This is a genomic window from Xylophilus sp. ASV27, assembly GCF_016428875.1.
Classification (GTDB): Bacteria; Pseudomonadota; Gammaproteobacteria; order Burkholderiales; family Burkholderiaceae_C; genus Xylophilus.
The window spans coordinates 18,874-44,587 of sequence record NZ_JAELTO010000019.1; the positions used below are offsets into that span (position 1 = coordinate 18,874).

The window sequence follows — 25,714 nt, forward strand, 5'->3', positions numbered from 1 at the left end:
AAGGCGCCCGGGCGTGGTCGAACCGCCCATGCCACGCGCCCCCTCGACATCCGGCATCCGCCGCCGCCAGATCCTGGTCCTGGCCGTCTCGCTGCCGGCCGTGGCCCATGCGGGCTACAACATCTGGACCAGCGAATACACCCTGAGCCGCGAGCAGATCCAGGCCGGCATCGAGCCGCGCTTTCCGGTGCGCATGCGCTATGCCGAGATCTTCGAGCTGCGCCTGTCCCACCCGCGCGTCACGCTGCTGCCGCGGGCCAACCGGCTGGTGGTCACGACCGACACGCTGGTGCGCAACCCCCTGCTGCTGCCCACGCCGCTGTCGGGCGTGCTGGCGATCAGCAGCGGACTGCGTTTCGACGCCGCGGCCCGCGCGGTGCGGCTGTACCAGCCCACGACGGAGCGGCTGGAGCTGCAGGGCCTGTCCGCCGACGACGCCCGCAACCTGCAGGCCCTGGGCGCGTTCGTGGCCCAGCAGGTGCTGCGCGATTGCCCGCTGCACACCTTCACGCCCGAGCAACTGCGCTTGGGCAACCGTCCGGTGGAGATCGGAGAGATCACCGTCGTCGAGGACGGGCTGAAGGTGGAGGTGCGGTAGCCGGCCGCGCGCGCCGGCACCCACCGCTCAGCGCCAGCCCTCCGCCTCCTGCAGCGCGCGCCACATCACCTTGCCGCTGCCGCTCTTGGGCAGCGCGGCCACCAGGGCGACCTGGCGCGGGGCCTTGTAGACCGCCATGTTCTCGCGGCACCAGGCGATGATGTCCTCCGCCGTGGTCGCCTCGAAGCCGTGGCGCAGCACCACGACCGCCTTCACGCTCTCGCCGCGGTAGGCGTCGCGCGTGGCGATGACGCAGGCCTCCTGGATCGCCGGGTGCCGGAACATCAGCGCCTCGACCTCGGCCGGCCAGACCTTGAAGCCCGAGGCGTTGATCATGCGCTTGAGGCGGTCGGTCATGAAGAAGTAGCCGTCCTCGTCCATGCGGCCCAGGTCGCCGGAGCGGAAGAAGCGCTTGCCCTCGATCTCGATGAAGGCCGCGGCCGTCGCCTCGGGCCGCTTCCAGTAGCCGCGGAAGACCTGCGGGCCGTGGATCACGATCTCGCCCTGCTCGCCTGGGGGCAGTTCCTGCAGCGTATCGGGATCGAGGATGCGCGCGTCGGTGCTCACGAAAGGAATGCCCAGGCACTGCTGCTTGGGCGCGTCCGGCGGGTTGGAATGCGAGGGCGCCGCGGTCTCGGTCAGGCCGTAGCCTTCCGAGAAGCGCAGGCCGAACTCATCGAGCAGGCGCTGGGCCACCGCCTGCGGCATGGCCGCGCCGCCGCCGCCGATGTAGGCCAGGCTCGACAGGTCGTAGTCGCGCAGGTGCGGGCTGCCCAGCAGGTCGATCACCATGGTGGGGATGTTGGTCCAGTGCGTGACGCGGTGGCGCGAGATCATGCGCCCGGCCAGGTCACGGTCCCAGCGCGGCATCACCACCAGGGCGCCGCCGCCGTAGATGCTGGTGTGCATCATGCTCACGATGCCGGTGATGTGGAACATCGGGATCACCGCCAGCGCGATGTTGGCCGGCGTGCCGTTGCCCCAGTGGAAGCTCGCCAGCGTGTTGTGCTGGATGCCCGCGTGCACGTGCATGCAGCCCTTGGGCAGTCCGGTGGTGCCGCTGGTGTAGGGCAGCAGCGCCAGGTCCTCGGCGCCGGTGTCGAGCGGGGGCGGCGGGTCGGCGCAGGCGATGGCGCCGGACCAGGCATGCACCTGCCCGCCGGCGAGCGCGGGCGGCGCGTGGCGGGTGCAGAGCCAGTCGCGCCAGGCCTGGGGCGGCGCATCGCCGCCGGTGGCGTCGGCATCGAAGGCATCGGTGAAGTGGGTGATGATCAGGTGCCGCAGTCGCCCGGGCTGCGGCAGCGCATCGCTGGCGCGGGCCAGTTCGCCGGCCAGGTCGGCGGTGGTGATGGCCACCCGGGCGTCGGAATCGGTGATGTAGTGCTTGAGCTCTTCGGCCCGGTTCATGGGGTTGACCGGCACCACTACGGCATTGGCGCGCAGGATGGCGAAGTGCGCGATGACCAGTTGCGGGCAGTTCTGCATGTCGAGCAGCACGCGGTCGCCCTTGCCGACCCCCAGGCGCGCCAGAAAGGCCGCCAGGCGCTCGGCCTGCGCCGCCAGTTCGGCGTAGCAGGTGCTGCGGTCGAAGAACACCAGCGCGGTCTTGTCCGGATAGCGGCGCGCCGAAACCGCGAGATTGTCCCAGAGCGAGGTGACGGGCGGCGTCAGGTGGTGCGGCAGCCGCCGCGGCCAGAACTTGTAGTGCGGGCGCATGAAAACTCCTTCTGGCACAGGTTAGCGCCGCGGGCCAGGGCCGCCTACCGGGACGGCCCTGGCCCGCGTCGCCTGCGCGACGCGCGGGCCGCCGGCCGACCATGGCGGGCATATCCCTGACGCTGCCTCAGGCCCCGGTCCTGCCGTGGCCCCCGGAATGCGGCCGCACCATGCGGGCTGTCTTTCGCCGGATCAGCCTCAAACAGGCCGCCCGACGCCATCCAAAACCATCCGAGGAGTTCCGGCCATGTCCCTTTCCTTCATTTTGCTGATCGTGCTGATCCTGATGCTGCTCGGCGCCCTGCCCACCTGGGGCCACAGCCGCTCGTGGGGCTACGGCCCGAGCGGCGGCCTGGGCCTCGTGATCGTGATCGTGGTGGTGCTGCTGCTGATGGGCCGCATATGAACCCGCGCCGCTTCACGGGCGTGGTCACGCGTTGAGCAGCGCCCACGCCTTGTCCAGCCGCTTGAGGCTGACCGGCTGCGGTGTGCGCAGTTCCTGGGCGAAGAAGCTCACGCGCAGTTCCTCCAGCAGCCAGCGCAGTTCCTGCATGCGCGCATCCACCTGCCCCTTGCGTTCGGCCACCAGGCGCCAGTAGCGCTGCTCCTGCGGGCGCAGCTCGGCCAGGCGCTGGGCGTCGCGCGCCGGATCGGCGCGCAGCTTGTCCAGGCGCAGCGTGATCGCCTTGAGGTAGCGCACCAGGTGCTGCAGTTGCGGCCAGGGAGTGGCGGCGAGGAAGTTCTTCGGCACCAAGCGCTGCAACTGCTGCTGGGCGTCGGCCACGGCCTCGGGCTGGATCTTCGTGTCCTTGATCTTGCGCGCGGCGGTGGCGTATTCGGCCAGCACGGCGGCGGCCAGCCGCGCCACTTCGTTGGCGATCAGCGTCAGGCGGCCGCGGCCTTCGTCCAGGCGCTTCTTGAAACCGGCTTCGTTGCCTGGCAAAGGATCGAGCAGAAAGGCTCGGTCCAGCGCGACATCGAGGATCTGCGCGCGCAGTTCTTCCTGCGTGCCCAGCGGCATGTAGGCGACGGCCATCTTCTGCAGATCGGGCAGGTTCTTTTCGAGGTACTTCAGCGCATCCCTGATCTGCAGCGCAAACAGCCGGCGCAGGCCGGCGTGATGGCGCGCGGCGGCCATCTCGGGCTCGTCGAAGACCTCGATGCGCACCGCATCCTGCGCGTCGATCAACGCGGGAAAGCCGACCAGGGTCTGGCCGCCCTTGCGGATTTCCATGAGTTCGGGCAGTTCGCCGAAAGTCCAGGCGGTGTAGCGCTGTGCGGCCGGCGCGCCGGGCGGCGCCGCCTTTGCTACATTTTTTATAGCTACAGACCCAGGTGATACCTGGGCTACAGGTGTATTTGGCTCGGATTTCGGGGCCGCAACCCGCAAACCCGCCAGCGCCTGGAAGGCGCCGCGCGCCTTGGTGCCCAGCTCGGCCTTGAGCGCGGCCAGGCTGCGGCCTGCGCCCAGTTGGCGGCCGTGCTCGTCCAGCACGCGCAGGTGCATGAACAGGTGCGGGCTGAGCATGTCGGGCTTGAAGTCGGCGCGCTTGACGTCGAGCTGGGTGATCTCGCGCACCACCTTCAGTAGCGCGTCGACCAGCGCGCCGTGGCCGAAGACTTCGGGTGCGCTCAGTTGCCCGGCGATGCGCGTGGCGCTTTCGGGCAGCGGCACCAGGCGTGCGCGCGGCTTCTGCGGCAGGCTCTTGAGCAGGGCCTGCACCTTGTCGCGCAGCATGCCCGGCACCAGCCATTCGCAACGGTCTTCGCTGACCTGGTTGAGCACGAACAGCGGCACGGCCACCGACAGTCCGTCCTTGGCGTCGCCCGGCGCGTGCAGGTAGCTGGCGCTGCAATCGACGCCGCCGAGCCGGATCGTGCGCGGGAAGGCGCTGCCGGTGATGCCGGCGGCCTCGTGGCGCATCAGCTCGTCACGGGTCAGCAGCAGCAGGTCGGGCTTCTCGCGCGAGGCGTGGCGGTACCACTGCTCGAAGCCGTGGCCGTTGAACACATCTGCGGGCAACTGCTGCTCGTAGAAGGCGTAGATCAGCTCGTCATCCACCAGCACGTCCTGGCGGCGCGCCTTGTGCTCCAGCTCTTCCACCTGGCGGATCAGCTTGCGGTTGGCGGCGAGGAAGGGCAGCCGGGTGTCCCATTCGCTGCCCACCAGCGCCTCGCGGATGAAGATCTCGCGCGCGGCGGCCATGTCGACCTGCCCGTAGGCCCTCCGCCGGCCGCTGTAGACCACCAGCCCGTAGAGCGTGGCGCGCTCGAAGGCGACGACCTCGGCCGAGCGCTTTTCCCAGTGCGGGTCGAGCAGTTGCTTCTTCAGCAGGTGCGCGCCCACCTCCTCCAGCCACGTCGGTTCGATGTTGGCGATGCCGCGGCCGTACAGGCGCGAGGTCTCGACGAGTTCGGCCGCCACGATCCAGCGCCCGGGCTTCTTCGACAGATGCGCGCCCGGATGGCGGTAAAACCTGATGCCGCGCGCGCCCAGGTACACGTCTTCGTCCTCGGGCTTGCAGCCGATGTTGCCGAGCAGGCCGGCCAGCAGGGCTTTGTGCAGGTCTTCGTAGCTGGCGGGCTGGCGGTTGAAGACCCACTTCTGCTCGTTCACCACGGTGAGCAACTGGCTGTGGATGTCGCGCCATTCGCGCACCCGGCGCACGTTGATGAAGTTCTGCCGCAGCAACTGCTCGTACTGGCGGTTGCTGATGCGGTGCGTGGCCGGCGCCGCGGGCGCGAGGATGGCCGGCGCGGGTGCTGCGGCCGTGCGCTGCGCTATCGGCAGCACCGCGGCGCTGGCACGCTTTGGCGCCGCGCCGCCGGCCGCGGCCATTTCGCGCCGCGTGGCCGGCGCTCGGCCGCCGCGCGCGTCGTCCAGCCACTTCCAGAGCTTCAAGTAGCCGCTGAACTCGCTCTTCTCGTCGTCGAACTTGGCGTGCGCCTGATCGGCTTGGGTCTGCAGCTCCATCGGCCGGTCGCGCACGTCCTGCACGCTGAGGGCGCTGGCGATCACCAGCACCTCTTCCAGCGCGCCGCGCGCGCGGGCCTCCAGGATCATGCGGCCGATGCGCGGGTCCAGCGGCAGGCGCGAGAGCTGCCGGCCAACCTCGGTCAGCTCGTTGGCCTCGTCCACCGCGCCGAGTTCGCCCAGCAACTGGTAGCCGTCGGCGATGGCGCGGCCCGAAGGGGCCTCCAGGAACGGAAAGCGCGCCACGTCGCCCAGGTGCAGCGACTTCATGCGCAGGATCACGCCGGCGAGCGAGCTGCGCAGGATTTCCGGGTCGGTGAAGCGCGGCCGGGCGGCGAAGTCCTTCTCGTCATACAGGCGTATGCAGATGCCGTTGGCCACGCGCCCGCAACGGCCGGCGCGCTGGTTGGCCGCGGCCTGGCTGATCGGCTCGACCAGCAGTTGCTCGACCTTGCTGCGGAAGCTGTAGCGCTTGACCCGGGCCGTGCCGGCGTCGATCACGTAGCGGATGCCCGGTACGGTGAGCGAGGTCTCGGCCACGTTGGTGGCGAGCACGATGCGCCGGCCGGTGTGGCCGTCGAAGATGCGGTCCTGCTCGGCCTGCGACAGCCGCGCGAACAGCGGCAGCACCTCGGCGCTGCGCAGCACCGGCTGGTGCGACAGGTGCCTGCGCAGGTGCTCGGCCGCCTCGCGGATCTCGCGCTCGCCGGGCAGGAAGACCAGGATGTCGCCGCTCTGGCGCGGGTCGCTCCAGAGCTCGTCCACCGCGTCGGCAATCGCCTCGTCCAGGCCGTAGTCGCGCGACTCCTCGAACGGGCGGTAGCGCTGCTCCACCGGGAACGTGCGGCCCGAGACGTAGATGATCGGCGCCGGCCCATGGCTGGAGGCGAAGTGCTGGGCAAAGCGGTCGGCGTCGATGGTGGCCGAGGTGACCACGATCTTCAGGTCCGGACGGCGCGGCAGGATCTCGCGCAGGTAGCCCAGCAGGAAGTCGATGTTGAGGCTGCGCTCGTGCGCCTCGTCGATGATCAGGGTGTCGTAGGCCTTCAGCAGCGGATCGGTCTGGGTCTCGGCCAGCAGGATGCCGTCGGTCATGAGCTTGACCGAGGCGTCCTTGGACAGCCGGTCCTGGAAGCGCACCTTGAAGCCCACCACCTCGCCCAGCGGCGTCTTCAGCTCTTCCGCAATGCGCTTGGCTACCGAGCTGGCCGCGATCCGCCGCGGCTGCGTGTGCCCGATCAGCCGGCCCTGTCCCGCCGGCTTGCCGAGCTTGCCCCGCCCCATTTCCAGGGCAATCTTGGGCAACTGCGTGGTCTTGCCGGAGCCGGTCTCGCCACAGACGATGACCACCTGGTGCGCCTTCATGGCAGCACGGATTTCCTCGCGGCGGGCGGATACCGGCAGCGATTCGGGAAACTGGATTTCGAGAGGGATCGGGGGCTGGGACGACACGGACGGGCCCGCTGGCGGGCGGACTGACTTGGGAGACAATCCGCAATTATCCCGCGCCGCGCGCGCGGCCATCCGTCCCCGCCCGCCCTGCCTGCATGTCCGCCGTCTTCAACTTCACCTTCGTCCCCTGGTTCCGCTCGGTCGCGCCCTACATCCACCTGCACCGCGGCAAGACCTTCGTGGTGGCGATCGCGGGCGAGGCCATCGCCGCGGGCAAGCTGCAGACCATCGCACAGGACATCGCGCTGATCCAGAGCATGGGCGTGAAGATCGTGCTGGTGCATGGCTTTCGCCCCCAGGTCAACGAGCAGTTGCTGGCCAAGGGCCACGAGCCCAAATACTCGCACGGCATGCGCATCACCGACAGCGTGGCCCTGGACTGCGCACAGGAGGCCGCCGGCCAGCTGCGCTACGAGATCGAGGCCGCTTTCAGCCAGGGCCTTCCCAATACGCCCATGGCCGGCTCCACGGTGCGCATGATCTCGGGCAACTTCCTGACGGCGCGGCCGGTGGGCATCGTCGATGGCGTGGACTTCAAGCACTCGGGCCTGGTGCGCAAGGTGGACACGGCCGGCATCCTGCGCTCGCTCGATTTCGGCGCCATGGTGCTGCTGTCGCCTTTCGGCTTCTCCCCCACCGGCGAGGCCTTCAACCTCACCATGGAGGAGGTCGCCACCAGCGTCGCCATCGAGCTGCAGGCCGACAAGCTGATTTTCCTGACCGAGGTGCCCGGCATCCGCCTGCGGCCCACCGAGCCCGAGGGCGAGAACGACGACAACCCGATCGACACCGAAATGCCCCTGGCCACGGCCGAGCGCTTACTCGCCGAGCTGCCCGCGCCGCTGCTGCCCACCGACCCCGGCTTCTACCTGCAGCACTGCGTCAAGGCCTGCAAGGGCGGCGTGGAGCGCAGCCACATCCTGCCCTTCGCGGTGGACGGCGCGCTGCTGCTGGAGATCTATGTGCACGACGGCATCGGCACCATGGTGATCGACGAGAAGCTCGAGGAACTGCGCGAGGCCACCGCCGACGACGTCGGCGGCATCCTGCAACTGATCGAGCCCTTCGAGAAGGACGGCACCCTGGTCAAGCGCGACCGCACCGAGATCGAACGCGATGCCGACCACTATTCCATCGTCGAGCACGACGGCGTGATCTTCGCCTGCGCCGCCCTCTACCCCTATGCCGAGGCCCGCACCGGTGAAATGGCCGCGCTCACGGTCTCGCCGCAAAGCCAGGGCCAGGGCGACGGCGAGAAGATACTGCGCCGCATCGAGCAGCGCGCCCGCGCCATGGGGCTGGCGAGCATCTTCGTGCTCACCACCCGCACCATGCACTGGTTCCTCAAGCGCGGCTTCCAGCCGGTCGATCCCGACTGGCTGCCCGAGGCGCGCAAGCGCAAGTACAACTGGGACCGCAAGAGCCAGGTGCTGGTCAAGAAGCTGTAGACGGAGCCATGGCTGACTTCCTCACTGCCGCGCTCTACAAGTTCGTGGCGCTGCCCGACCACGCGGCGCTGCAGCCGCCGCTGCTGGCCTGCTGCGAGGCGCACGCCGTCAAGGGCACGCTGCTGCTGGCGGCCGAAGGCATCAACGGCACCATCGCCGGCCCGCCCGCGGGCGTGCATGCGGTGCTGGCGTGGCTGCGCGGCGATCCGCGCCTGACCGACCTGCAGCACAAGGAGGCTGCCGCACGGTTCATGCCCTTCTACCGCCTGAGGGTGCGGCTCAAGCGCGAGATCGTGACCCTGGGCATCCCCGGCCTGGACCCGGCCGAGCATGCCGGCACCTACGTCAAACCCCAGGACTGGAACGCACTGATCGGGCAGCCCGGCGTGGTGCTGGTCGATGTGCGCAACGACTACGAAGTGGCCATCGGCAGCTTCGAAGGCGCGATCGACCCGCGGACCAGGAGCTTTTCAGAGCTGCCCGCCTGGGTGGCGCGCGAATCGCAGCCGGGCGGCGTGCTGGCAGGGGACGGCAACACCAGGCCCCGCGTGGCCATGTTCTGCACGGGCGGCATCCGCTGCGAGAAATCCACCGCATATCTGCGCAGCCAGGGCTTCGACGAGGTCTACCACCTGGAAGGCGGCATCCTCAAGTACCTGGAGACGGTGCCCGAGGAGCAGAGCCGCTGGCGTGGCGACTGCTTCGTGTTCGACGAGCGGGTGTCGGTCGGCCACGGCCTGGCGCCGGGCCACCATGAACTGTGCCGCTCCTGCCGCTGGCCACTGGGCGCGGCGGAACGCGCCTCGCCGCTGTTCCAGCGCGGCATCAGCTGCCCCTACTGCCACGGCACCCGCAGCGAAGAAGAGCTGCGGGCCCTGGCCGAGCGGCACAAACAGGTCGAGCTGGCGCAGCGGCGCAGCCGGATGCACATCGGCGCGCGCATGCCCGGCAGCGCTTCAGCAGGCGCCGGGCAACAGAAGCTCAGCGTGGCTCAATCTGCGCAGCCACTGCGCTGAGGTGCTCCAGCAGAGGCCGCAGGTCCGGCTGCTGCTCTTCCTGCTGGCGGAGGTTGCGCAGCAGACCTGTGACCGTACCGGACTTGTCGATCAGGCGTTTGGTATACAGCGCATAGGCGGTGTTGCTCTGCGCCGATTGCCAATCGCCCTCGCCTTCATTGACGCTATAGCGATAGATATAGACCTTGTCGAGCGCACCGGAGGCCGTGATCTTGACGCACATCACCCAACCCGCTGCGTTACCGCCCACCTGCTGCTCACAGCCAAAACGCCCATCGCGCGTCGAGATCAGGCCATTGCCATTTGCCGTGCTGCTCCCGGTGATCTGCAGGTCCACCACTTCGCTGATCCAGGTATTGCTGGCGGTCGTGCCGGTGGTCATGAGCCAGGCGCCCCTGAGGCCGGAAGGATCGGCGGGATAGCCGAAGTTGAAGCGCGAGATGGCCACTTCCTGCTCGCCCGGAAAGGTGATGAAGCCGCTGACCCCATCGACGAAACGGACCGTCATCCTGCCGGCATTGCCCTTCTGCGTGCCCGAACGTGGCCCGCTGCCGAAGTAGCGCCCGCCTTCGAACTGCAGCAGGTCCGCGCTGACCTTGTTACCGACGATGGGGCCTGTGGCCTGATAAAAGGTCCCCTTGCCGCTGCTGTCATAGGCGTACATGGTCAGTGCCAGCACACCGTTCTGCACATCCACCGTCATGCCGCGCCCGGGCTGGCCGTTGAGTTCCGAGGTGACGGCCCAGGTGCCGGCCTGCGGCACAAAGGCGTGGGCCACGCCCGCAACGAGTACCGACGCAGCGGCTGCAAACTTCTTGAACATGGCCAACGCCTCCCTCATGAATGTTAATTACGCCCCTAATGTAACCAAATAATTCGATGGCAGAAACCGCACCCAGCCACGCGAAGCCGCCTAACCCGCACGGCGGGAATTCCGCACCAGCAAGGCCAGCAACGCCAGTCCCAGCACCACGAAGGCCACGAACGACCAGTTGGCGATGGAGCCGCCGAGCAGGGTCCAGTCGATGGCGGTGCAGTCCCCGCTGCCCTTGAAGATCATCGGGATCGCCCGCTTGAGCGGGAACGTCTCGACCATGCCGTAGAAGTCACGGCTGCAGGAGGCGAACTCCGGCGGATACCACTGCAGATAGCTCTGCCGCGCCGCCGTGAAGGCGCCAGAGCCTGCGGCCAGCAAGCCCAGCAGCGCAAGGATCTTCCGGCCGCCGCCACGCAGGGCCGCGCCGATCGCCGAGAAGACCGCCACCAGGATCAGCGCGTAGCGCTGCACGATGCACATCGGGCACGGCTCCAGGCCGACCACGTGCTGCAGGTAAAGGCCAAAGGCCAGCATCGCCACGCAAACCGCGCTGATGGCGGCCAGCACCCGGCGCGGGTGCGTATCAAACAAGGTCCACAAGATCCAGTCCTCCAAAGGGTGTGCAATTGTCACGCTCTTTGGGTGGACGGCGCCGCAATGGTTCCCCGCGCTCAGGAAACGCCGTCGACGAACACCCGCGCCCGCCGCGGCGTGAGCACCACGGTCTCGCCCTCGCGCAGGCCCATGGCGCGAAACTGCTCGGCGGGGATCTGTGCCTCGATCAGCGTGTCCTTGCCCTCCCCTTGCGACGCGCGCGGCTCGGCGGCCACGAGTTCCAGCCGGGCCGTGGGGCCGACCACGATGGCGCGTTCCAGCACGGCGACGATGCCGCGCGCATGCCCCTCGGCGTCCTTCTCCGCGCCCGGCGCGTAGCGCTGCACGTCGAGGTCGTGCGGACGCACATAGGCATAGGCGCGCGCGTCCTGCGCGCCTGCATGTTCCGGCGCATCGAGCCGTATGCCCTCGACGTGCACCTGCCCCTGGTCGGCGCGGCCGTGGAACAGGTTGACGTCGCCCAGAAAGCCGTACACGAAGGGGCTGGCCGGGTGGTCCCAGACCTCCTGCGGCGAGCCGCTCTGCTCGACGCGGCCACCGTTCATCAGCACCACGCGGTCGGCCACCTCCAGCGCCTCTTCCTGGTCGTGGGTGACGAAGATGCTGGTGACGTGCAGTTCGTCGTGCAGCCGGCGCAGCCAGCGGCGCAGTTCCTTGCGCACCTTGGCGTCGAGCGCGCCGAAGGGCTCGTCCAGCAGCAGCACCTTGGGCTCGACCGCCAGCGCGCGCGCCAGGGCGATGCGCTGGCGCTGCCCGCCGGAGAGCTGCGCCGGATACCGGTCGGCCAGCCAGTCGAGCTGCACCAGGCTGAGCAGCGAATGCACCTTTTCCTTGATCTGCGCCTCGCTCGGGCGCTGGCCGCGCGGCTTCACCCGCAGGCCGAACGCGACGTTCTCGAACACCGTCATGTGGCGGAACAACGCATAGTGCTGGAACACGAAGCCCACCTGCCGATCGCGCACATGCACGTCGGTGGTGTCCTCGCCGGCAAACAGGATGCTGCCGGCATCGGCCGACTCCAGGCCCGCGATAATGCGCAGCAGTGTGGTCTTGCCGCAGCCCGAAGGCCCGAGCAAGGCGATGAGTTCGCCGGAGTCGATGTCCAGGCTGACGTCGCGCAGCGCGTGGAAGTTGCCGAACTGCTTGCTGACGTTGCGGATTTCAATGCTCATATCTGTCCTTGTTCACGCGAGGGCGCCACTGGAGGCTTGCGGCCGCTCGGGCGGCAGTTCGCCGATGGCCTTGTGCTCCTGCTCGCTGCGCCACTCCACCACCGACTTGATCACCAGCGTGACCAGCGCCAGCAGGGCCAGCAACGAGGCCACGGCGAACGCGGCGACCGACTGGTACTCGTTGTAGAGAATCTCCACGTGCAGCGGAATGGTGTTGGTCTGCCCGCGGATATGGCCCGACACCACCGACACCGCGCCGAATTCGCCCATGGCGCGCGCGTTGCAGAGGATCACGCCATAGATCAGGCCCCATTTGATGTTGGGCAGGGTCACGTACCAGAAGGTCTGCCAGCCCGAGGCCCCGAGCACCGTGGCGGCCTGCTCCTCGTCGTTGCCCTGCGCCTGCATCAGCGGGATCAGCTCGCGCGCGATGAATGGGAAGGTGACGAAGACCGTGGCCAGCACGATGCCCGGCACCGCGAAGATGATCTTGACGTCGTGCGCCGACAGCCAGTCGCCGAACCAGCCGTGCGAGCCGAACACCAGCACGTACATCAGGCCCGCCACCACCGGCGACACCGAGAACGGCAGATCGATCAGCGTGGTCAGAAAGGCCTTGCCGCGGAACTCGTACTTGGCAACGGCCCAGGCCGCCGCCACGCCGAACACCAGGTTCATCGGCACCGCGATGGCCGCGGTCAGCAGCGTGAGCTTGATCGCCGACCACGCATCGGGCTCGAGCAGGCCGTCGAAGTAAGGCCCGAAGCCCTTGCGCAGCGCCTCGGTGAAGACTGCCGCCAGCGGCAGCACCAGGAACAGCAGCAGGAACACCAGCGCGATGCCGATCAGCGTGCGCCGCACCCAGGGCGACTCGGTGGTGCCGGCGCGCGCGCGGCCCAGGTGGGTGGAGGTACTCATGCGGGCATCCCTGCGCGGCGCCGCTGCCAGGCCTGCAGGCCATTGATGATCAGCAGCAGGATGAAGGAGAACAGCAGCATCACCACGGCCACGGCGGTGGCGCCCGCGTAGTCGTACTGTTCCAGCTTGCCGATGATGATGAGCGGCGTGATCTCGGAGATCATCGGCATGTTGCCGGCGATGAAGATGACCGAGCCGTACTCGCCGATGGCCCGCGCGAACGCCATGGCGAAGCCGGTCAGCAGCGCGGGCGTGATGGACGGCAGGATCACCCGGGTGAAGGTCTGCAGGCGCGTGGCCCCGAGGCAGGTGGCGGCCTCCTCCAGCTCCTTCTCGGTGTCTTCCAGCACCGGCTGCACCGTGCGCACCACGAAGGGCAGGCCGATGAAGATCAGCGCGATCACCACGCCCGCGGGCGTGAAGGCCAGCTTGATGCCCAGCGGCTCCAGGTAGCGCCCGATCCAGCCGTTGCCCGCCAGCAGGGCGGTGAGCGAGATGCCGGCCACCGCCGTGGGCAGGGCAAAAGGCAGATCCACCATCGCATCGACGATCTTCTTGCCCGGGAACCTGTAGCGCACCAGCACCCAGGCCAGCAGCAGGCCGAACACCAGGTTGACCAGCGCGGCCAGCAGCGAGGCGCCGAAGGTCAGCCGGTAGGAGGCCAGCACACGCGGCGAGGTCACCGCGGCCCAGAACTGCTCGCCGGTGAGGCTGAAGCTGCGCAGCACCAGCGCCGACAAGGGAACGAGCACGATCACGCTCAGGTAGAACAGCGTGTAGCCCAGCGTCAGGCCGAAGCCGGGCAGCACGCGCTTGGCCGCACCCCGGCGGCCGGGCGCCGCAACGGGCGGCGCCATGGTGGCGGCGGCCGACATTTACCGGCCGGCGGTGTAGAGCTTGTCGAACTGGCCGCCGTCGTTGAAGTGCACCTTCTGCGCTTCACCCAGGCTGCCGAACAGTTCCTGCACCGTGAACAATTGCAGCGGCTTGAACACGTCGGCGTGCTTCTTCAGCACCGCCTGCGAGCGCGGGCGCAATGCATGCTTGGCCGCGATTTCCTGGGCCTCGTCGGAGTACAGCCAATCGAGGTAGGCCTTGGCCAGCTCGCCCGTGCCCTTCTTGGCCACCGTGCGTTCGACCACGGCCACCGGGTTCTCCGCCAGGATGCTGATCGAGGGGTAGACCGCATCCACCTTGCCATCGCCGAACTCGCGGTTGATCGAGACCACCTCGGACTCGAAGGTGATCAGCACGTCGCCCACGTTGCGCTGCAGGAAGGTCGTGGTCGCGTCGCGTCCTCCCTTGCCCAGCACCGGCACGTTCTTGTAGAGCTTGCCGACGAATTCGGCGGCCTGGGCGTCGCTGCCGCCCTTCTTCTTCACGTAGCCCCATGCGGCCAGATAGGCGTAGCGGCCGTTGCCGCCGGTCTTGGGGTTGACCACCACCACCTGGATGCCGGGCTTGATCAGGTCGTCCCAGTCCTTGATGTTCTTGGGATTGCCGTTGCGGGTGAGAAACAGCATGGTCGAGGTCGTGGGCGACGCGTTGTCGGGGAAACGCTTGGTCCAGTCCTTGGCGACGACGCCGCGCTCGGCCAGGAAGTCGATGTCGGTGGAGGTGTTCATGGTCACCACGTCCGCGTCCAGGCCGTCGGCCACGGCACGCGCCTGGGCGCTGGAGCCGCCATGCGACTGGTCGATCTTCACGTCCTTGCCGGTGGTCTTCTTGTAGTGGGCCACGAAGGCGGTGTTGTAGTCCTTGTAGAACTCGCGGGCCACGTCGTAGGAGGAGTTGAGCAGGGTCTGCTGGGCGGAAGCCAGGCTGCTGGCGGCCAGCACGGCGGCGGCAAGCGCGATCTTGAGTCGGGATTTCATGCGGATTCCGTGGCGAGAGTGGAAGAAGAAAAAAGCTTGGATGTCATGGGCGCGGCCCCGAGCGACAGGGCGCCCGTGAGCGACTGCAGCAGCGCCAGCCCCAGGGGCCAGTCGCCGTGGCCGGAATCGACGTTGATGTGGCCGGCATCCTGCAGGCGCACGAACTCGCTGCCCCAGGAGCGCGCATAGGCGCCGGTCAGGCGGATCGGGCAGTACGGGTCGTTGCTGCTGGCCACCACGATGCTGCGGTAGGGCAGGCGCGCATGCGGCACCGGGGCGAAGTCGCTCAGCACCGCGCGCCGCTCCGGATCGGCCGGCGCCACCAGCAGCGCGCCGCAGATGCGTTGCTGCGCTGCCGGCCCGAGGTGGCTGACCGCGATGCAGCCCAGGCTGTGCGCGGCGATCACCACCGGCCCCGGCGCGGCAGCCACGGCCTGCTCCACCGCCGCGACCCAGGCGGCGCGGCGCGGCGTGACCCAGTCGTCCTGCTCGACGCGGCGGGCATGGCCCAGGTGTGCGGCCCACAGGCTCTGCCAGTGCCCCGCGCCCGAGCCGCGCCAGCCCGGCACGATGAGGATGGTGGGCTGCGGCGCCGCCGCGAATGCCGGCCTGCTCACTTGTTCGGCTGGGGCGTCAGGCGCAGGTAGGGCTTCACCGCTTTGTGGCCCTTGGGGAAGCGCTGGGCGATCTCCGCCGGGTCCTGCAGGCTGGGCAGGATCACCACGTCGTCGCCATCGGTCCAGTCGGCCGGCGTGGCCACCTTGTGGCTGTCGGTGAGTTGCAGCGAGTCGATCACGCGCAGCAGTTCGTCGAAATTGCGGCCGGTGCTGGCCGGGTAGGTCAGCGTGGCGCGCACCTTCTTGTTCGGGTCGATGAAGAACACGCTGCGCACCGTGGCGGTGGCCGAGGCGTTGGGATGGATCAGGTCGTACAGCTCGGACACCGTGCGGTCGGCATCGGCCAGGATCGGGAAGTCGACCGTGGTGTTTTGCGTCTCGTTGATGTCGCCGATCCACTGCTGGTGTTTGTCCACCGGGTCCACGCTGAGCGCGATCGGCTTGACGCCGCGCCTGGCGAACTCACCCGACAGCGCCGCGGTGCGGCCCAGTTCGGTGGTGCAGACCGGCGTGAAGTCGGCCGGATGCGAGAACAGCACGACCCACGAATCGCCCGCCCATTGGTGGAAATGGATCGGGCCGACGGAGGAGTCCTGTGTGAAATCAGGGGCGGTGTCGCCCAGTCGAAGGGTAGCCATGGGCGCTCCTTTTGAATGAATGGAGCGATTGTGGGGAGCGGCCCCTCATAAGAGAACAAATTAATTCTTCTTTCCTTATCGAATTTTCCGCATAAGCAGGCACTGCCAACCGGGAATATTCACTACAAAATTAGTAGCAATAAACCCAGGAAATATCTGGTCTACAGCCATTTTTCATCAATAAATCAGCTCTGATGGCGCTGGACCCAGGCCGCATACCGGTCCACCCAGGCCTGCAGGAACTTGCTGCTGGCCTCGCCGATCCGGCCCTGCGCGTCGAACAGCCCCTCCTTTTGCTGGATGAAGGCCTCGGGCTGGCCCAGCGTGGGCACGTCGAGGTAGGCCAGCACGTTGCGCAGATGCTGCTGCGCCACGGCGGTGCCGATCGCGCCCACCGACACGCCCAGCACGCCTGCCGGCTTGCCGGCCCAGGCGTTCTGGCCGTAGGGGCGCGAGGCATGGTCGATCGCGTTCTTGAGCACGCCCGGGATGGACCGGTTGTATTCCGGCGTGACAAAGAGCAAGCCCTGGGCCGCCTTGACCTCCCCGCGCAGGCGAGTCACCGCCGCTGCCGGGCTGCCGTCGTCGTCCTGGTTGTAGAGCGGCAGATCGTCTATGCGCAGGTGCTCGAAGGTGAAACCGGCCGGAAACAGCGGCTCCAGCGCACGCGCCAACTGGCGGTTGAACGAATCCTTGCGAAGGCTGCCGACGACGACTGCAATGCGGTACTGGCTCATGCGGGCTCCAGAAAAATGGCGGGGCACCATTATGCGAAGCACCGCATGTCGACACCATTACAAGATGCATGTGCCAAGCCTGCACATTGCGCAAAGTCGGCTAAGCAGTACAGGCGCGCCAGCGGCACACTGGCACCATGAAAACCCGCCGTGCCGAGCAAGACTACCGCGAGCGCGTGGCGCGCGTCGTGGCGGCCATCGTGGCTGATCCTATGGCCGAGCACCGCCTGGAAGACCTCGCGCGCCTGGCGCATTTCTCGCCCTTTCACTTCCATCGCGTCTACAGCGGCATCGCGGGCGAGACCGTGGCTGCCACGGTGCGCCGCGTGCGGCTGGCGCTGGCCACGCGCTTGCTGACGCAGGGCGGCCAGAGCATCACGCAGGTGGGACTGGCGGTGGGCTATGAAAGCCCGCAGGCATTCACGCGTGCCTTTGGCCAGTTCACCGGGCAGTCGCCGCGCGAGTTCCAGTTGCAGATGCGCGAGGCGATTCTCTACGTCGGCCCTGCGCTGCAGGACAAGGATGCCAGTACACCGTCGCCCGTGCGAATCGTAGAACTCATCGCACAGCCGGTACATGCACTGCTCCATCGCGGTCCCTTCAGCACCATCCCTCACACCCACCGACGGCTGCGCACACACATTGGCGCCCGGGCCATATCGGACTGGTTTGGTATCTCCTGCGGCGATCCGGAGTTGCGGTCCGAATTCAGGTACTACGCCGCGGTGGCCTCACCCGACCCCTGGCCCGCCGACGATGCGGAGATCGAGACGCTCGATATCCCGGGCGGGCTCTACGCCGCGCATTGCCTTGCCGGCCCCTACACCCGCATCAACGCCGCCGTGCAGGCGCTCTACGCACACTGGCTGCCCGGCAGCGGCTACGAGCCGGACGACCGGGCCACGCTGGAGCACTACCTGAACTCGCCACGCCAGGTCGCGCCCGCCGCACTGCGCACCGACCTGCTGATTCCCATTCGCCCAGCCAACTGACGCCCCACCTTTGCTCAGGATATGACATGCCTTTCCTTCGCCTGCTCTTACTCACGGCCCTTGGTCTCTTGGCGACACTCGTCCAGGCCGCCGGCTTCAGCACCATGGAGGTACCGGCCGACGCGCAAGGGCCGTGGCTGCGCGGCGCCGTATGGACGCCCTGCGGCACGCCGGATGGAGAGATCAAGCTCGGCCAGTCTGTCATTCCCGGTGTGCAGGATTGCCCGGTCGCAGGCGCGCAGTTGCCATTGATCGTGCTGTCGCATGGATATGGCGGCTCCTTCCTCGGCCATCACGACACGGCCGAAGCGCTGGCCAATGCGGGCTTTGTGGTCGCAGCCATCAACCATTCAAGCGACAACTACCATATCCGGAGTGGCCCGAACGACAGAATCACGGCACTCGCCACGCGGACCACAGACATCAAGCGACTGATCGACTACATGCTCCAGCAGTGGCCGGCACGCACCGCACTGGCGGCAGACAAGATTGGCTTCTTTGGCTTTTCAAGGGGCGGCTACACGGGCCTGGTGCTCGCTGGTGCCCGTCCGGACTTCGAACGGCTCCCTCCCCTGCCAGGGTCCCCCTGCGCGTCAGCGCCGGAAAGCCCGGCGTGCGGCCAGATGCGGCAGAGCTTCCGCGAACTGCTCGCAGCGCCCCTGGCGCATGACGCGCGCATCAAGGCGGCCGTGATCGCCGATCCGCTCAGCATGGTCTTTGACGCCGAGGGCTTGAAGAGCGTGGCCATCCCGATCCAGCTCTGGGCCTCTGCATACGGCGGCGATGGCGTCACGCCCGAAAGCGTGGCGGCCGTTCGCCGCAACCTGCCTGCGGCGCCGGAGTGGCACGTGGCCGAAAACGGCGCGCACTTCGGGTTTCTGGCGCCCTGCTCGCCCGCGCAGCTCGAATCGATACCCGAGATCTGTAATGACGGGCCCGGTTTCGACCGCGTGGCTTTTCATGCCGCCTTCAATGCCGAAGTGCGGGCCTTCTTCAGGCAGCACCTTCTCCTAACAGCCAAGCCGTAGAGCTAGGCTGCGATCTACGCGGTGCACGTGCGCTCGGGGAGGCGGCCGATCAACGACCGCTACTCGTAACGATCACGTCGATGACGTGCCTTGCTCAGCGAAATAAAGGAGGAGCCCGCAGGGCGGGGGACATTCGCGGAGCAAGGTACGCCGTCGGCGGGATCGCGCCACAGTGCCCCAAATAAGCGGATGGCTTTAACCCGCCCGCCGCTGCCCAGCCAGCCGCCGTACCACCGCCACCAGCCGATCAATCTCATCGAAGGTGTTGTAGAACGCCAGCGAAGGCCGCACCGTGGTCTCGACACCGAAGCGCCGCAGGATGGGCTGCGCGCAGTGGTGGCCCGTGCGCACCGCGATGCCTTCATCGTTCAGCGCCCGCCCCACCTCTTCGGTGCTGTAGCCGGCCAGCACAAAGGACATCACGCTGGCCTTGTCCGCCGCCGTGCCGATCAAGCGCATACCGGGGATGCTCCCGAGCTGCTGCATGCCGTTCACCAGCAGGTCATGCTCGTGGCGCGCAATGTTCTCCATGCCCACCCGGTTCACATAGTCGATGGCAGCGCCCAGGCCCACCGCGTCGGCGATGTCGCCGGTGCCGGCCTCGAACTTGTTCGGGATCGGCTGGAACACGGTCTTCGCGAAGGTGACGTCGGCAATCATGTTGCCGCCGCCCTGCCACGGGGGCATGTCTTCGAGCACCTAGCGCTTGCCCCAGACTACGCCGATGCCGGTCGGGCCGAACACCTTGTGGCCAGAGAACACGAAGAAGTCGGCGCCGATGTCCTGCACGTCCACCCGCATGTGCGAGATGGATTGCGCACCATCGACCAGCGCCTTGGCGCCAGCGCGACGTGCCAGCTCGACGATCTACTTCACCGGCACCACCGTGCCCAGCGCGTTGGAGACCTGCGTGACGGCCACGGCCGCAGTTCAGGAGGATTTCAACAATGCGGCCACGTGCTCGGCCGTCGCCTTGGACGACATGGGGTTCTGCCCGGTCACCAGCCTGCCATCGACGACGACGTTCGAGACGAATGGCAGCCACGCCTTTTCGTAGCGCGCGCCGCGCCGTTTCATCTCTTCCTCGGCGTTGTAGGGCATCTTCGCCGCCACGCCCGCCAACACCTCCTCCCGCCAGGAAAACCCGGTGACGCGCCGTCCGGCCACCAGCAGCGAACCGTCTTCCAAGCGGGTGTTCAGCAGCCCGCAGTAGCCGTGGCAGACCGCAGAGACGATGCCCCCGCGCTCATGGATGGCGCGGGTGATGCGCTGCAGCCCCTCGCTGCCGGGGAAGTCCCACATGACCGCGTGCCCGCCGGTGAAGTAGATCGCGTCGAACGCCGCCGGGTCGATCTCGTCTGGCTGCGCGGTGGAGGCCAGCAATGCCATCCGCGCCGGGTCGGCCAGCCAGTCCTTCACGGACGCATCGGCCAGCGGCCATTTCAGCGAGCGAGGCTCCAGCGGCGAGAGGCCGCCCCGCGGACTGGCGATGCGCTGCGCGTACCCGTTGGCGGCAAAGACCTGCCACGCGTGGGTCAGCTCCGACAGCCACAAGCCGGTGGGCTGCATGGGATCCTGGTAGTGGGCCACGTTGCTGACAACGTGGAGTATTCGCTTGGTCATCCGCAAACTCCTTGGACCGTGTGTGGCCCGAACGAATGCAACTGCAGTGTCGGGCCGCGATGCCCATCTACGTTGCCCTAACGACGAACCCTCTTGGCGGCCGGGGCAGCGTCCGCCTCGACCAACTGCATTTCCGACAGCACGCGCCGGGCGTTGGCGGCGCAATCCATGTCCTGCGGCTTGGCTGCGATCTGCGCCATCAGTTCGACCAGATGCGCCTTGCTTTGCGCGAGCTGTGCTTGCAGGGCCTCGATGTCCTGCACCTTGCGGCGCAGCGTGTCGAGCAGCGTTCCATGTTCCCAACTGGCGAGATCGCTGGGCAACAGCGCACGCAACTCGTCCAGACTGAAGCCCGCCTGCTGCCCGGCCGCGATGAGCTTGAGCGCCAATACCGCGTCCTCGGGGTAGCTGCGGTAGCCGTTTTCCTGGCGCTCGACCGCCTTGAGCAGGCCGATGCGTTCGTAGAAGCGGATGCGCGAGGTGGCCAGGCCGGTGCGCCCTGCAAGCTCTCCAATTTTCATGATCGAGCTGCTCCTGATGGCCACGGAGTTTGACATTGAACATTACTTCAAGGTTAACCTTGGGGTCATTGCACCACCCGGTGCAACTTCATGAAGGTGGACGCCATGCAGACGATATTGGGGGCGAACGGCCAGATCGCCACGGAACTGGCGCGTGAACTCAAGCGCAGATACACGAACGACCTGCGGCTCGTGAGCCGCAACCCGCGCAAGGTCAACGACACCGACCGTCTGGTGTCCGCCGATCTGCTCGATGCGAAGCAGACGGCGGATGCGGTCAAGGGCAGCCGCATCGTTTACTTCACGGCCGGCCTGCCGCCGGACACGGCGCTGTGGGAAGCGCAGTTCCCCACGATGCTGAAGAATGCCCTGGACGCCTGCCGCGCAGCAGGCGCGGGCTTCGCCTATTTCGACAACACCTACATGTACCCGCAGGACAAGCGGCTGCAGACGGAGGACACGCCCTTCGCCCCGGTGGGCCGCAAGGGCCGGGTGCGCGCCGCGATGGCCTCGATGGTGCTCGAAGAAATGGCACGTGGCGAAATCCCCGTGCTTATTGGCCGCGCCCCCGAGTTCTATGGCCCGGGCAAGACGCAGAGCTTCACCAACGCGCTGGTCATCGAAAAGCTCCAGGCCGGCAAGAGGCCGCGCGTGCCGGTGCGCGACGACACGCGGCGCACGCTGATCTGGACGCCCGACGCGAGCCGGGCGCTGGCGGCTCTCGGCAACGCGCCCGATGCGTTCGGACAAACCTGGCACCTGCCGTGCTGCGACGACCGGCCGACGTACAAGGAATTCGTCACGATGGCCAGCCAGGTCTTCGGGCGCGAGCCCGCCTATTCGGTCATCGGCAAGTGGACGCTGGCTGCGGCCGGACTGTTCTCGAAGCAGGTGCGCGAGATCCAGGAACTGCTGCCCCGCTACGAGCAGGACAACCTTTTCGATTCCACGAAGTTCAAGCGCCGCTTCCCTGACTTCGTGGTGACGGCCTATCGACAGGGTCTGGAGCAGATACGGCGGGAGTGGCCGGGCCCATAGGTGTCACAGGCCGGACGAGCATATGGCCGCTTGTGGAGCCGGTGCCCGACGGCGCGGCCTGGGCCTGCCGAGCCAGCGCGCCGAGCAGTTGCGTGACGCTGGGCGTCACGATGGGAATGAAGGCGGCCTCGCGCCAGCGCCGCGCGAAGCTCAGCGGCTGGTCGCGGTGGTAGGCGCGGCCGCCGCCGGCCTGCAGTTCCAGCAGCAGGGCCTGCTGCACGACGTCCGCCAGCGCCAGCCGCAGGCGAAAGAGCGCGGCGGGCTGGGCCACGAAGCGGCCGTCCGCCAGCCCCTCGCGCAGCGAAGCCGTTGCGGCGTCCAGCGCCGCCCGCTGGGCGCGCACCGGCTCGTGCAGCACCTCGCGCCCCGCACCGCCGCTGCGCCGCGCGGTCGCCAGCGCCGAACGCGCCAGCCCGATCGACAGCGCGCACTGCAGCCCGAGGAAGGCCGGCCTCACGCGCGGCAGGAAGGCACCGGCATCCTCGTGGATCAGGTCGGCGGGCTCCAGCAGCAGGCCGTCGATGCCGAGCGATGCGGTGTTGCTGGCGCGCAGGGCGATCAGGTCCAGGTCGTCGCTGCGGGTGAGGCCGGCGCGACCCGACACCAATGCGGCCACCACGGGCCTGGCGCCTTGCGGCAGCGCCACCGCGGCCGCCGCGACGAATCCATCGGGCCGCAGGTTGGTGCACCAGGGAATGCTGCCCTGCAAACGCCAACCGGAGGCCGCCGGCCGCGCCGTGATGCCCAGCGCCTCGATGCCGCCGAGGAACTTCATGGCGTTGGACAAGCCGGCCGCGCCCGCGTGCGTGCCGGCGAGCAGGGGCGGCAGCCAGCGCTCGCGCAGCACGATGTTGGGCGAGTGCAGCAGGTTCTCGATGAACGCCCGCTGCCCCCAGAACGTGAACGCCGCGGTGAGCGACTCGCCCGCGACGGCCGCGATGGCCTCGACGCCGTCCCATACGTCGCCGCCCTGCCCGCCCCACTCACGCGGCACGCCCAGACCAAACAGGCCCGCGGCTGCGAGGCGCGGAACCACCTCATGCGCCAGGCTGTTGTCCCTATCCAGCGATTCGGCGCTGGCCGCGAGCCAGGCGCGGTCGGCGTCAGCCAGCATGCGCCGCTCCGACCCGCGCGAGGAGATCCTTGCCTCCATGCTCAAGGGCTCCCCCCACTCACCAACCCGGCACCACCGCGCCCTTGAATTCCGTCAGCACGAACTGCCTGACCGGCTCCGAGTGGTAGGCCTTCACGAGCTTGGCGACCCAGGGCTTGTCCTTGTCTGCGGTGCGCACCACCAGCACGTTCACGTAGGGGCTCTTGGCGCTTTCCTGGGCGATGGCGTCCTTGGCGATGGACAGGCCCGCGGAGACGGCGTAGTTGGTGTTGATGCCCGCGGCGTCCAGGTCGTCCAGCGTGCGCGGCAACTGGGCCGCGTCCACCTCGATGAACTTGAGCTTCTTGGGGTTGTCCACCACGTCCAGCGGCGTGGCCTTGACGTCGGCGCCGGGGCGCAGCTTGATCAGGCCCTGGTCCTGCAGCACCAGCAGCACGCGCGCGCCGTTGGTAGGGTCGTTCGGCAGGCCGAAGCGCGCGCCGGGCTTGAGGTCGGCGAGCTTCTTCACCTTCCTGGAATAGATGCCCATCGGGTAGTTGACGGTATAGCCCACGTCGGTGAACTTGTAGCCGCGGTCCTTCATCTGCACCTCCAGATACGGCTTGTGCTGGTAGCTGTTGGCGTCCAGGTCGCCGGCGGCCAGCGCGGCGTTGGGCTGTACGTAGTCGCTGAACTCGACGATCTGGATCTTCAGGCCGTCCTGCTCGGCGACCTTCTTCACCTGCTCCATGATCTGCGCGTGCGGGCCGGCGGTGACGCCAATCTTGATCGGCCTGTCCTGCGCCTGGGCCGGCAGGCCCAGGGCCGCGGCCAGGGCGCCGGCGGCGAGGATCTGCAGGGTGAAGCGTTTCGGGAATGTCATGTCTTTGGGTCCTTGGGATGAAAAAACGGATCACCTGTGGCTCAGGCGCTTGACCAGCCAGTCGCCGGCGCCCTGCAGCACCTGCACGAAAACGATCAGCACCACCACCACGGCGAGCATCACCTCCGGCAGGAAGCGCTGGTAGCCGTAGCGGATGCCCAGATCGCCCAGGCCGCCGCCGCCGATGGCGCCGGCCATGGCCGAGTAGCCGGTGAGGCTGACCAGGGTGATGGTGATGCCGGCGACGATGCCCGGCAGCGCCTCGGGCAGCAGCACTTTCCAGACGATCTGGCCGGTGCTCGCGCCCATGGCCTGGGCCGCCTCGACCAGGCCGCGGTCGACCTCGCGCAGGGCGGTTTCCACCAGCCGCGCCATGAAGGGCGCAGCGGCGATGGTCAGCGGCACGATGGCCGCGGCGGTGCCGATGGACGAGCCGGTCAGCAGCCGCGTGAACGGGATGATGGCCACCAGCAGGATGATGAAGGGCGTGGAGCGCACCGCGTTCACGGCAAAGCCCACCACCCGGTTCACCGGCCGGTTCTGCAGCACGCCGCCGGCGGCGGTCAGGTGCAGGTAGACGCCCAGCGGCACGCCCAGCAGCGCGGCGATGGCGCCCGAGACGCCGACCATGACCAGGGTCTCCCAGAGCGAGGTGGCGAAGAGTTCGAGCATGGGCGCGGTGAAGACGTCAAACATCGCTCACCTCCTGCACCGACACGCCCGCGCCGCGCAGGTACGCCACGGCCTCGCCCAGCGAAGAAGGCGCGCCGCGCAGCAGCAGCGCCAGCGCGCCATAGGGCTGGCCCTGGATCTCGTCCATCTGGCCGTGGACCACCGACAGGTCCACGCCGAAGCGCCGCACCAGCTCCGACAGCAGCGGCTGGTCGGCCACCGCGTCGCCGGCAAAGGCGATGCGCAGCACGCAGGCCTCGCCCGCGGGCAGGCCCTGCAACTGGCTGCGCAGCCGCGCCAGCACGCTCTCGGGCAGCGCCTGCGGCGTGACCTCGTCGAGCAGGCTGCGCGTGGTGGCGTGCTGCGGGCGGGTGAACACCTCCAGCACCGCGCCCTGCTCCACGATGCGGCCGGCGTCGATCACCGCCACCTGCTGCGCGATCTGCTTGATGACCTGCATCTGGTGCGTGATCAGCACCACGGTCAGGCCGAACTCGCGGTTGACCTGCTGCAGCAGCGCGAGGATGGCGCGGGTGGTTTCCGGGTCGAGCGCCGAGGTGGCCTCGTCCGACAGCAGCACCTGGGGCCGGTTCGCCAGCGCCCGGGCAATGCCCACGCGCTGCTTCTGCCCGCCGCTGATCTGCGCCGGATAGCGCTCGCGCAGCGCCGCCAGCCCGACCAGGTCCAGCAGCGGCATGACGCGGGTGCGGATCGCGGCGGCATCCATGCCGGCCAGCTCCAGCGGCAGCGCGACGTTGTCGTACACCGTGCGCGAGGCCAGCAGGTTGAAGTGCTGGAACACCATGCCGATGCCCTGGCGCGCCTGGCGCAGTTGGGCGTCCGGCATGGCGGTGAGGTCCTGGCCGGCCACGCGCACGCGCCCGGAGGTGGGCCGGTTCAGCAGGTTGATGGTGCGCACCAGCGAGCTCTTGCCCGCGCCGCTGCGCCCGATCACGCCGAAGATCTGGCCTTGGGGAACATGCAGGTCGATGCCTCGCAGTGCCTGCACCGGCCCGCTGGGGCCTGGATAGGTTTGATGGATGTTTTCGAGCCGAATCACAGTTTGGCGATGGAAACCTCGGTGGATTTCACCAAGGCCACGACGTCGGAGCCGACCTGCAGCTGCAGGTCGTCCACGGAACGTGTGGTAATGACGGAAGTGACGATGCCCCAGGGCGTCTCGACGTCGACCTCGGAGACGACGTCGCCGCGGATTATCTCGCGGACCTTGCCCTTGAACTGGTTGCGCACGTTGATGGCCTGGATGGACAT

At 68.1% G+C, this 25,714-nt stretch carries 25 protein-coding genes and 1 pseudogene; 7 read left to right on the top strand and 19 right to left on the bottom strand.

The genetic code is table 11. From position 1 onward, the window contains the following. Positions 1-28: 28 nt before the first annotated feature. Positions 29-598: a DUF1439 domain-containing protein gene (locus JHD63_RS06255; protein WP_198969884.1), complete on the top strand. Its 570-nt coding sequence runs from the start codon at positions 29-31 to the stop codon at positions 596-598. A gap of 27 nt (positions 599-625) precedes the next feature. Here the strand turns inward: JHD63_RS06255 and JHD63_RS06260 are convergent, their stop codons facing one another. Then, entirely contained in the window at positions 626-2,314 is a 1,689-nt protein-coding gene (locus tag JHD63_RS06260) for a long-chain fatty acid--CoA ligase (RefSeq protein WP_198969885.1), read from the bottom strand. Between the two features lie 247 nt (positions 2,315-2,561). Between JHD63_RS06260 and JHD63_RS06265 the strand changes: the two genes are divergently transcribed. Beyond that, entirely contained in the window at positions 2,562-2,720 is a 159-nt protein-coding gene (locus tag JHD63_RS06265) for a DUF3309 family protein (protein WP_198969886.1), read from the top strand. A gap of 24 nt (positions 2,721-2,744) precedes the next feature. Here JHD63_RS06265 and hrpA read toward each other — a convergent pair whose 3' ends face one another. Then, a complete protein-coding gene (hrpA, locus tag JHD63_RS06270; RefSeq protein WP_198969887.1) occupies positions 2,745-6,812 on the bottom strand; it encodes an ATP-dependent RNA helicase HrpA in 4,068 nt (1,355 codons plus the stop codon). Between the two features lie 23 nt (positions 6,813-6,835). Here hrpA and argA point away from each other — a divergent pair, with 23 nt between their 5' ends. Both argA and trhO read left to right on the top strand, forming a co-directional pair. Next, on the top strand, positions 6,836-8,188 hold the full coding sequence (gene argA, locus JHD63_RS06275; protein ID WP_198969888.1) for an amino-acid N-acetyltransferase: 1,353 nt from the start codon (positions 6,836-6,838) through the stop codon (positions 8,186-8,188). A gap of 8 nt (positions 8,189-8,196) precedes the next feature. Continuing rightward, entirely contained in the window at positions 8,197-9,204 is a 1,008-nt protein-coding gene (trhO, locus tag JHD63_RS06280; protein ID WP_198969889.1) for an oxygen-dependent tRNA uridine(34) hydroxylase TrhO, read from the top strand. Here the strand turns inward: trhO and JHD63_RS06285 are convergent. The 9 genes from JHD63_RS06285 to JHD63_RS06325 all read right to left on the bottom strand — a co-directional run bounded on the left by JHD63_RS06285 (position 9,170) and on the right by JHD63_RS06325 (position 16,592). Further along, positions 9,170-10,027 (bottom strand): hypothetical protein, encoded by an 858-nt coding sequence (locus JHD63_RS06285; RefSeq protein WP_198969890.1) that lies wholly within the window; start codon positions 10,025-10,027, stop codon positions 9,170-9,172. The two genes, trhO and JHD63_RS06285, sit on opposite strands and share 35 nt — an antisense overlap. A gap of 90 nt (positions 10,028-10,117) precedes the next feature. Continuing rightward, entirely contained in the window at positions 10,118-10,624 is a 507-nt protein-coding gene (locus tag JHD63_RS06290) for a disulfide bond formation protein B (RefSeq protein WP_370590407.1), read from the bottom strand. A 68-nt stretch (positions 10,625-10,692) separates the two neighbouring features. Further along, positions 10,693-11,808: a sulfate/molybdate ABC transporter ATP-binding protein gene (locus tag JHD63_RS06295; protein WP_198969891.1), complete on the bottom strand. Its 1,116-nt coding sequence runs from the start codon at positions 11,806-11,808 to the stop codon at positions 10,693-10,695. A gap of 12 nt (positions 11,809-11,820) precedes the next feature. Continuing rightward, positions 11,821-12,726, bottom strand: a complete 906-nt coding sequence (cysW, locus tag JHD63_RS06300) for a sulfate ABC transporter permease subunit CysW (RefSeq protein ID WP_198969892.1) — start codon at positions 12,724-12,726, stop codon at positions 11,821-11,823. After that, positions 12,723-13,583 carry a sulfate ABC transporter permease subunit CysT gene (gene cysT / locus JHD63_RS06305; RefSeq protein WP_370590406.1) on the bottom strand — a complete coding sequence of 287 codons (861 nt, stop codon included), beginning with the start codon at positions 13,581-13,583 and terminating at the stop codon, positions 12,723-12,725. The genes cysW and cysT overlap by 4 nt, the downstream gene beginning before the upstream one ends. An 18-nt stretch (positions 13,584-13,601) precedes the next feature. Beyond that, entirely contained in the window at positions 13,602-14,600 is a 999-nt protein-coding gene (locus JHD63_RS06310; RefSeq protein WP_198969894.1) for a sulfate ABC transporter substrate-binding protein, read from the bottom strand. After that, positions 14,597-15,217, bottom strand: coding sequence for an RBBP9/YdeN family alpha/beta hydrolase (locus tag JHD63_RS06315; protein ID WP_198969895.1), 621 nt, complete (start codon positions 15,215-15,217; stop codon positions 14,597-14,599). The genes JHD63_RS06310 and JHD63_RS06315 overlap by 4 nt, the downstream gene beginning before the upstream one ends. After that, positions 15,214-15,855, bottom strand: coding sequence for a peroxiredoxin (locus JHD63_RS06320; RefSeq protein WP_198969896.1), 642 nt, complete (start codon positions 15,853-15,855; stop codon positions 15,214-15,216). Before JHD63_RS06320 ends, JHD63_RS06315 begins: the two co-directional genes overlap by 4 nt. Before the next feature lie 185 nt (positions 15,856-16,040). Then, the gene (locus JHD63_RS06325) at positions 16,041-16,592 is read right to left on the bottom strand and encodes an NADPH-dependent FMN reductase (RefSeq protein ID WP_198969897.1); all 552 of its coding nucleotides are present in this window, start codon (positions 16,590-16,592) and stop codon (positions 16,041-16,043) included. A gap of 137 nt (positions 16,593-16,729) precedes the next feature. Here JHD63_RS06325 and JHD63_RS06330 point away from each other — a divergent pair, with 137 nt between their 5' ends. Together JHD63_RS06330 and JHD63_RS06335 are read left to right on the top strand one after the other, a co-directional pair. Then, on the top strand, positions 16,730-17,584 hold the full coding sequence (locus tag JHD63_RS06330) for an AraC family transcriptional regulator (protein WP_198969898.1): 855 nt from the start codon (positions 16,730-16,732) through the stop codon (positions 17,582-17,584). Between the two features lie 26 nt (positions 17,585-17,610). Next, complete coding sequence (locus JHD63_RS06335; RefSeq protein ID WP_198969899.1) at positions 17,611-18,612, top strand: alpha/beta hydrolase family protein; 1,002 nt, start codon at positions 17,611-17,613, stop codon at positions 18,610-18,612. Between the two features lie 195 nt (positions 18,613-18,807). Here the strand turns inward: JHD63_RS06335 and JHD63_RS06340 are convergent. The 3 genes and pseudogenes from JHD63_RS06340 to JHD63_RS06350 all read right to left on the bottom strand — a co-directional run. Next, a pseudogene (locus tag JHD63_RS06340) lies at positions 18,808-19,542 on the bottom strand (aminotransferase class V-fold PLP-dependent enzyme); the annotation flags it as partial. Next, on the bottom strand, positions 19,543-20,235 hold the full coding sequence (locus tag JHD63_RS06345) for a type 1 glutamine amidotransferase domain-containing protein (RefSeq protein ID WP_198969900.1): 693 nt from the start codon (positions 20,233-20,235) through the stop codon (positions 19,543-19,545). Positions 20,236-20,312: 77 nt separating this feature from the next. After that, complete coding sequence (locus JHD63_RS06350; RefSeq protein WP_198969901.1) at positions 20,313-20,756, bottom strand: MerR family transcriptional regulator; 444 nt, start codon at positions 20,754-20,756, stop codon at positions 20,313-20,315. Positions 20,757-20,861: 105 nt separating this feature from the next. Here JHD63_RS06350 and JHD63_RS06355 point away from each other — a divergent pair, with 105 nt between their 5' ends. Beyond that, positions 20,862-21,794: an SDR family oxidoreductase gene (locus JHD63_RS06355; RefSeq protein WP_198969917.1), complete on the top strand. Its 933-nt coding sequence runs from the start codon at positions 20,862-20,864 to the stop codon at positions 21,792-21,794. On the opposite strand, the gene JHD63_RS06360 is transcribed toward JHD63_RS06355, so the two are convergent. The 5 genes from JHD63_RS06360 to JHD63_RS06380 are packed head-to-tail and all read right to left on the bottom strand — an operon-like array spanning position 21,712 to position 25,714. Continuing rightward, a complete protein-coding gene (locus JHD63_RS06360) occupies positions 21,712-22,908 on the bottom strand; it encodes an acyl-CoA dehydrogenase family protein (RefSeq protein WP_198969902.1) in 1,197 nt (398 codons plus the stop codon). The two genes, JHD63_RS06355 and JHD63_RS06360, sit on opposite strands and share 83 nt — an antisense overlap. A gap of 58 nt (positions 22,909-22,966) precedes the next feature. Further along, positions 22,967-23,770: a MetQ/NlpA family ABC transporter substrate-binding protein gene (locus JHD63_RS06365; RefSeq protein WP_198969903.1), complete on the bottom strand. Its 804-nt coding sequence runs from the start codon at positions 23,768-23,770 to the stop codon at positions 22,967-22,969. 30 nt (positions 23,771-23,800) lie between these two features. Continuing rightward, entirely contained in the window at positions 23,801-24,466 is a 666-nt protein-coding gene (locus tag JHD63_RS06370) for a methionine ABC transporter permease (RefSeq protein ID WP_198969904.1), read from the bottom strand. Further along, on the bottom strand, positions 24,459-25,502 hold the full coding sequence (locus tag JHD63_RS06375) for a methionine ABC transporter ATP-binding protein (RefSeq protein ID WP_198969905.1): 1,044 nt from the start codon (positions 25,500-25,502) through the stop codon (positions 24,459-24,461). The genes JHD63_RS06370 and JHD63_RS06375 overlap by 8 nt, the downstream gene beginning before the upstream one ends. After that, entirely contained in the window at positions 25,499-25,714 is a 216-nt protein-coding gene (locus tag JHD63_RS06380; RefSeq protein ID WP_198969906.1) for a TOBE domain-containing protein, read from the bottom strand. The genes JHD63_RS06375 and JHD63_RS06380 overlap by 4 nt, the downstream gene beginning before the upstream one ends.

What these genes read in the sequence shown, in the direction of transcription:
- JHD63_RS06255 (WP_198969884.1), top strand. Translation starts at nt 29, where the DNA reads ATGCCACGCGCCCCCTCGACATCCGGCATCCGCCGCCGCCAGATCCTG.
- JHD63_RS06260 (WP_198969885.1), bottom strand. Translation starts at nt 2,314, where the DNA reads ATGCGCCCGCACTACAAGTTCTGGCCGCGGCGGCTGCCGCACCACCTG.
- JHD63_RS06265 (WP_198969886.1), top strand. Translation starts at nt 2,562, where the DNA reads ATGTCCCTTTCCTTCATTTTGCTGATCGTGCTGATCCTGATGCTGCTC.
- hrpA (WP_198969887.1), bottom strand. Translation starts at nt 6,812, where the DNA reads ATGGCCGCGCGCGCGGCGCGGGATAATTGCGGATTGTCTCCCAAGTCA.
- argA (WP_198969888.1), top strand. Translation starts at nt 6,836, where the DNA reads ATGTCCGCCGTCTTCAACTTCACCTTCGTCCCCTGGTTCCGCTCGGTC.
- trhO (WP_198969889.1), top strand. Translation starts at nt 8,197, where the DNA reads ATGGCTGACTTCCTCACTGCCGCGCTCTACAAGTTCGTGGCGCTGCCC.
- JHD63_RS06285 (WP_198969890.1), bottom strand. Translation starts at nt 10,027, where the DNA reads ATGTTCAAGAAGTTTGCAGCCGCTGCGTCGGTACTCGTTGCGGGCGTG.
- JHD63_RS06295 (WP_198969891.1), bottom strand. Translation starts at nt 11,808, where the DNA reads ATGAGCATTGAAATCCGCAACGTCAGCAAGCAGTTCGGCAACTTCCAC.
- cysW (WP_198969892.1), bottom strand. Translation starts at nt 12,726, where the DNA reads ATGAGTACCTCCACCCACCTGGGCCGCGCGCGCGCCGGCACCACCGAG.
- cysT (WP_370590406.1), bottom strand. Translation starts at nt 13,583, where the DNA reads ATGGCGCCGCCCGTTGCGGCGCCCGGCCGCCGGGGTGCGGCCAAGCGC.
- JHD63_RS06310 (WP_198969894.1), bottom strand. Translation starts at nt 14,600, where the DNA reads ATGAAATCCCGACTCAAGATCGCGCTTGCCGCCGCCGTGCTGGCCGCC.
- JHD63_RS06320 (WP_198969896.1), bottom strand. Translation starts at nt 15,855, where the DNA reads ATGGCTACCCTTCGACTGGGCGACACCGCCCCTGATTTCACACAGGAC.
- JHD63_RS06325 (WP_198969897.1), bottom strand. Translation starts at nt 16,592, where the DNA reads ATGAGCCAGTACCGCATTGCAGTCGTCGTCGGCAGCCTTCGCAAGGAT.
- JHD63_RS06330 (WP_198969898.1), top strand. Translation starts at nt 16,730, where the DNA reads ATGAAAACCCGCCGTGCCGAGCAAGACTACCGCGAGCGCGTGGCGCGC.
- JHD63_RS06335 (WP_198969899.1), top strand. Translation starts at nt 17,611, where the DNA reads ATGCCTTTCCTTCGCCTGCTCTTACTCACGGCCCTTGGTCTCTTGGCG.
- JHD63_RS06345 (WP_198969900.1), bottom strand. Translation starts at nt 20,235, where the DNA reads ATGACCAAGCGAATACTCCACGTTGTCAGCAACGTGGCCCACTACCAG.
- JHD63_RS06350 (WP_198969901.1), bottom strand. Translation starts at nt 20,756, where the DNA reads ATGAAAATTGGAGAGCTTGCAGGGCGCACCGGCCTGGCCACCTCGCGC.
- JHD63_RS06355 (WP_198969917.1), top strand. Translation starts at nt 20,862, where the DNA reads ATGCAGACGATATTGGGGGCGAACGGCCAGATCGCCACGGAACTGGCG.
- JHD63_RS06360 (WP_198969902.1), bottom strand. Translation starts at nt 22,908, where the DNA reads ATGCTGGCTGACGCCGACCGCGCCTGGCTCGCGGCCAGCGCCGAATCG.
- JHD63_RS06365 (WP_198969903.1), bottom strand. Translation starts at nt 23,770, where the DNA reads ATGACATTCCCGAAACGCTTCACCCTGCAGATCCTCGCCGCCGGCGCC.
- JHD63_RS06370 (WP_198969904.1), bottom strand. Translation starts at nt 24,466, where the DNA reads ATGTTTGACGTCTTCACCGCGCCCATGCTCGAACTCTTCGCCACCTCG.
- JHD63_RS06380 (WP_198969906.1), bottom strand. Translation starts at nt 25,714, where the DNA reads ATGTCCATCCAGGCCATCAACGTGCGCAACCAGTTCAAGGGCAAGGTC.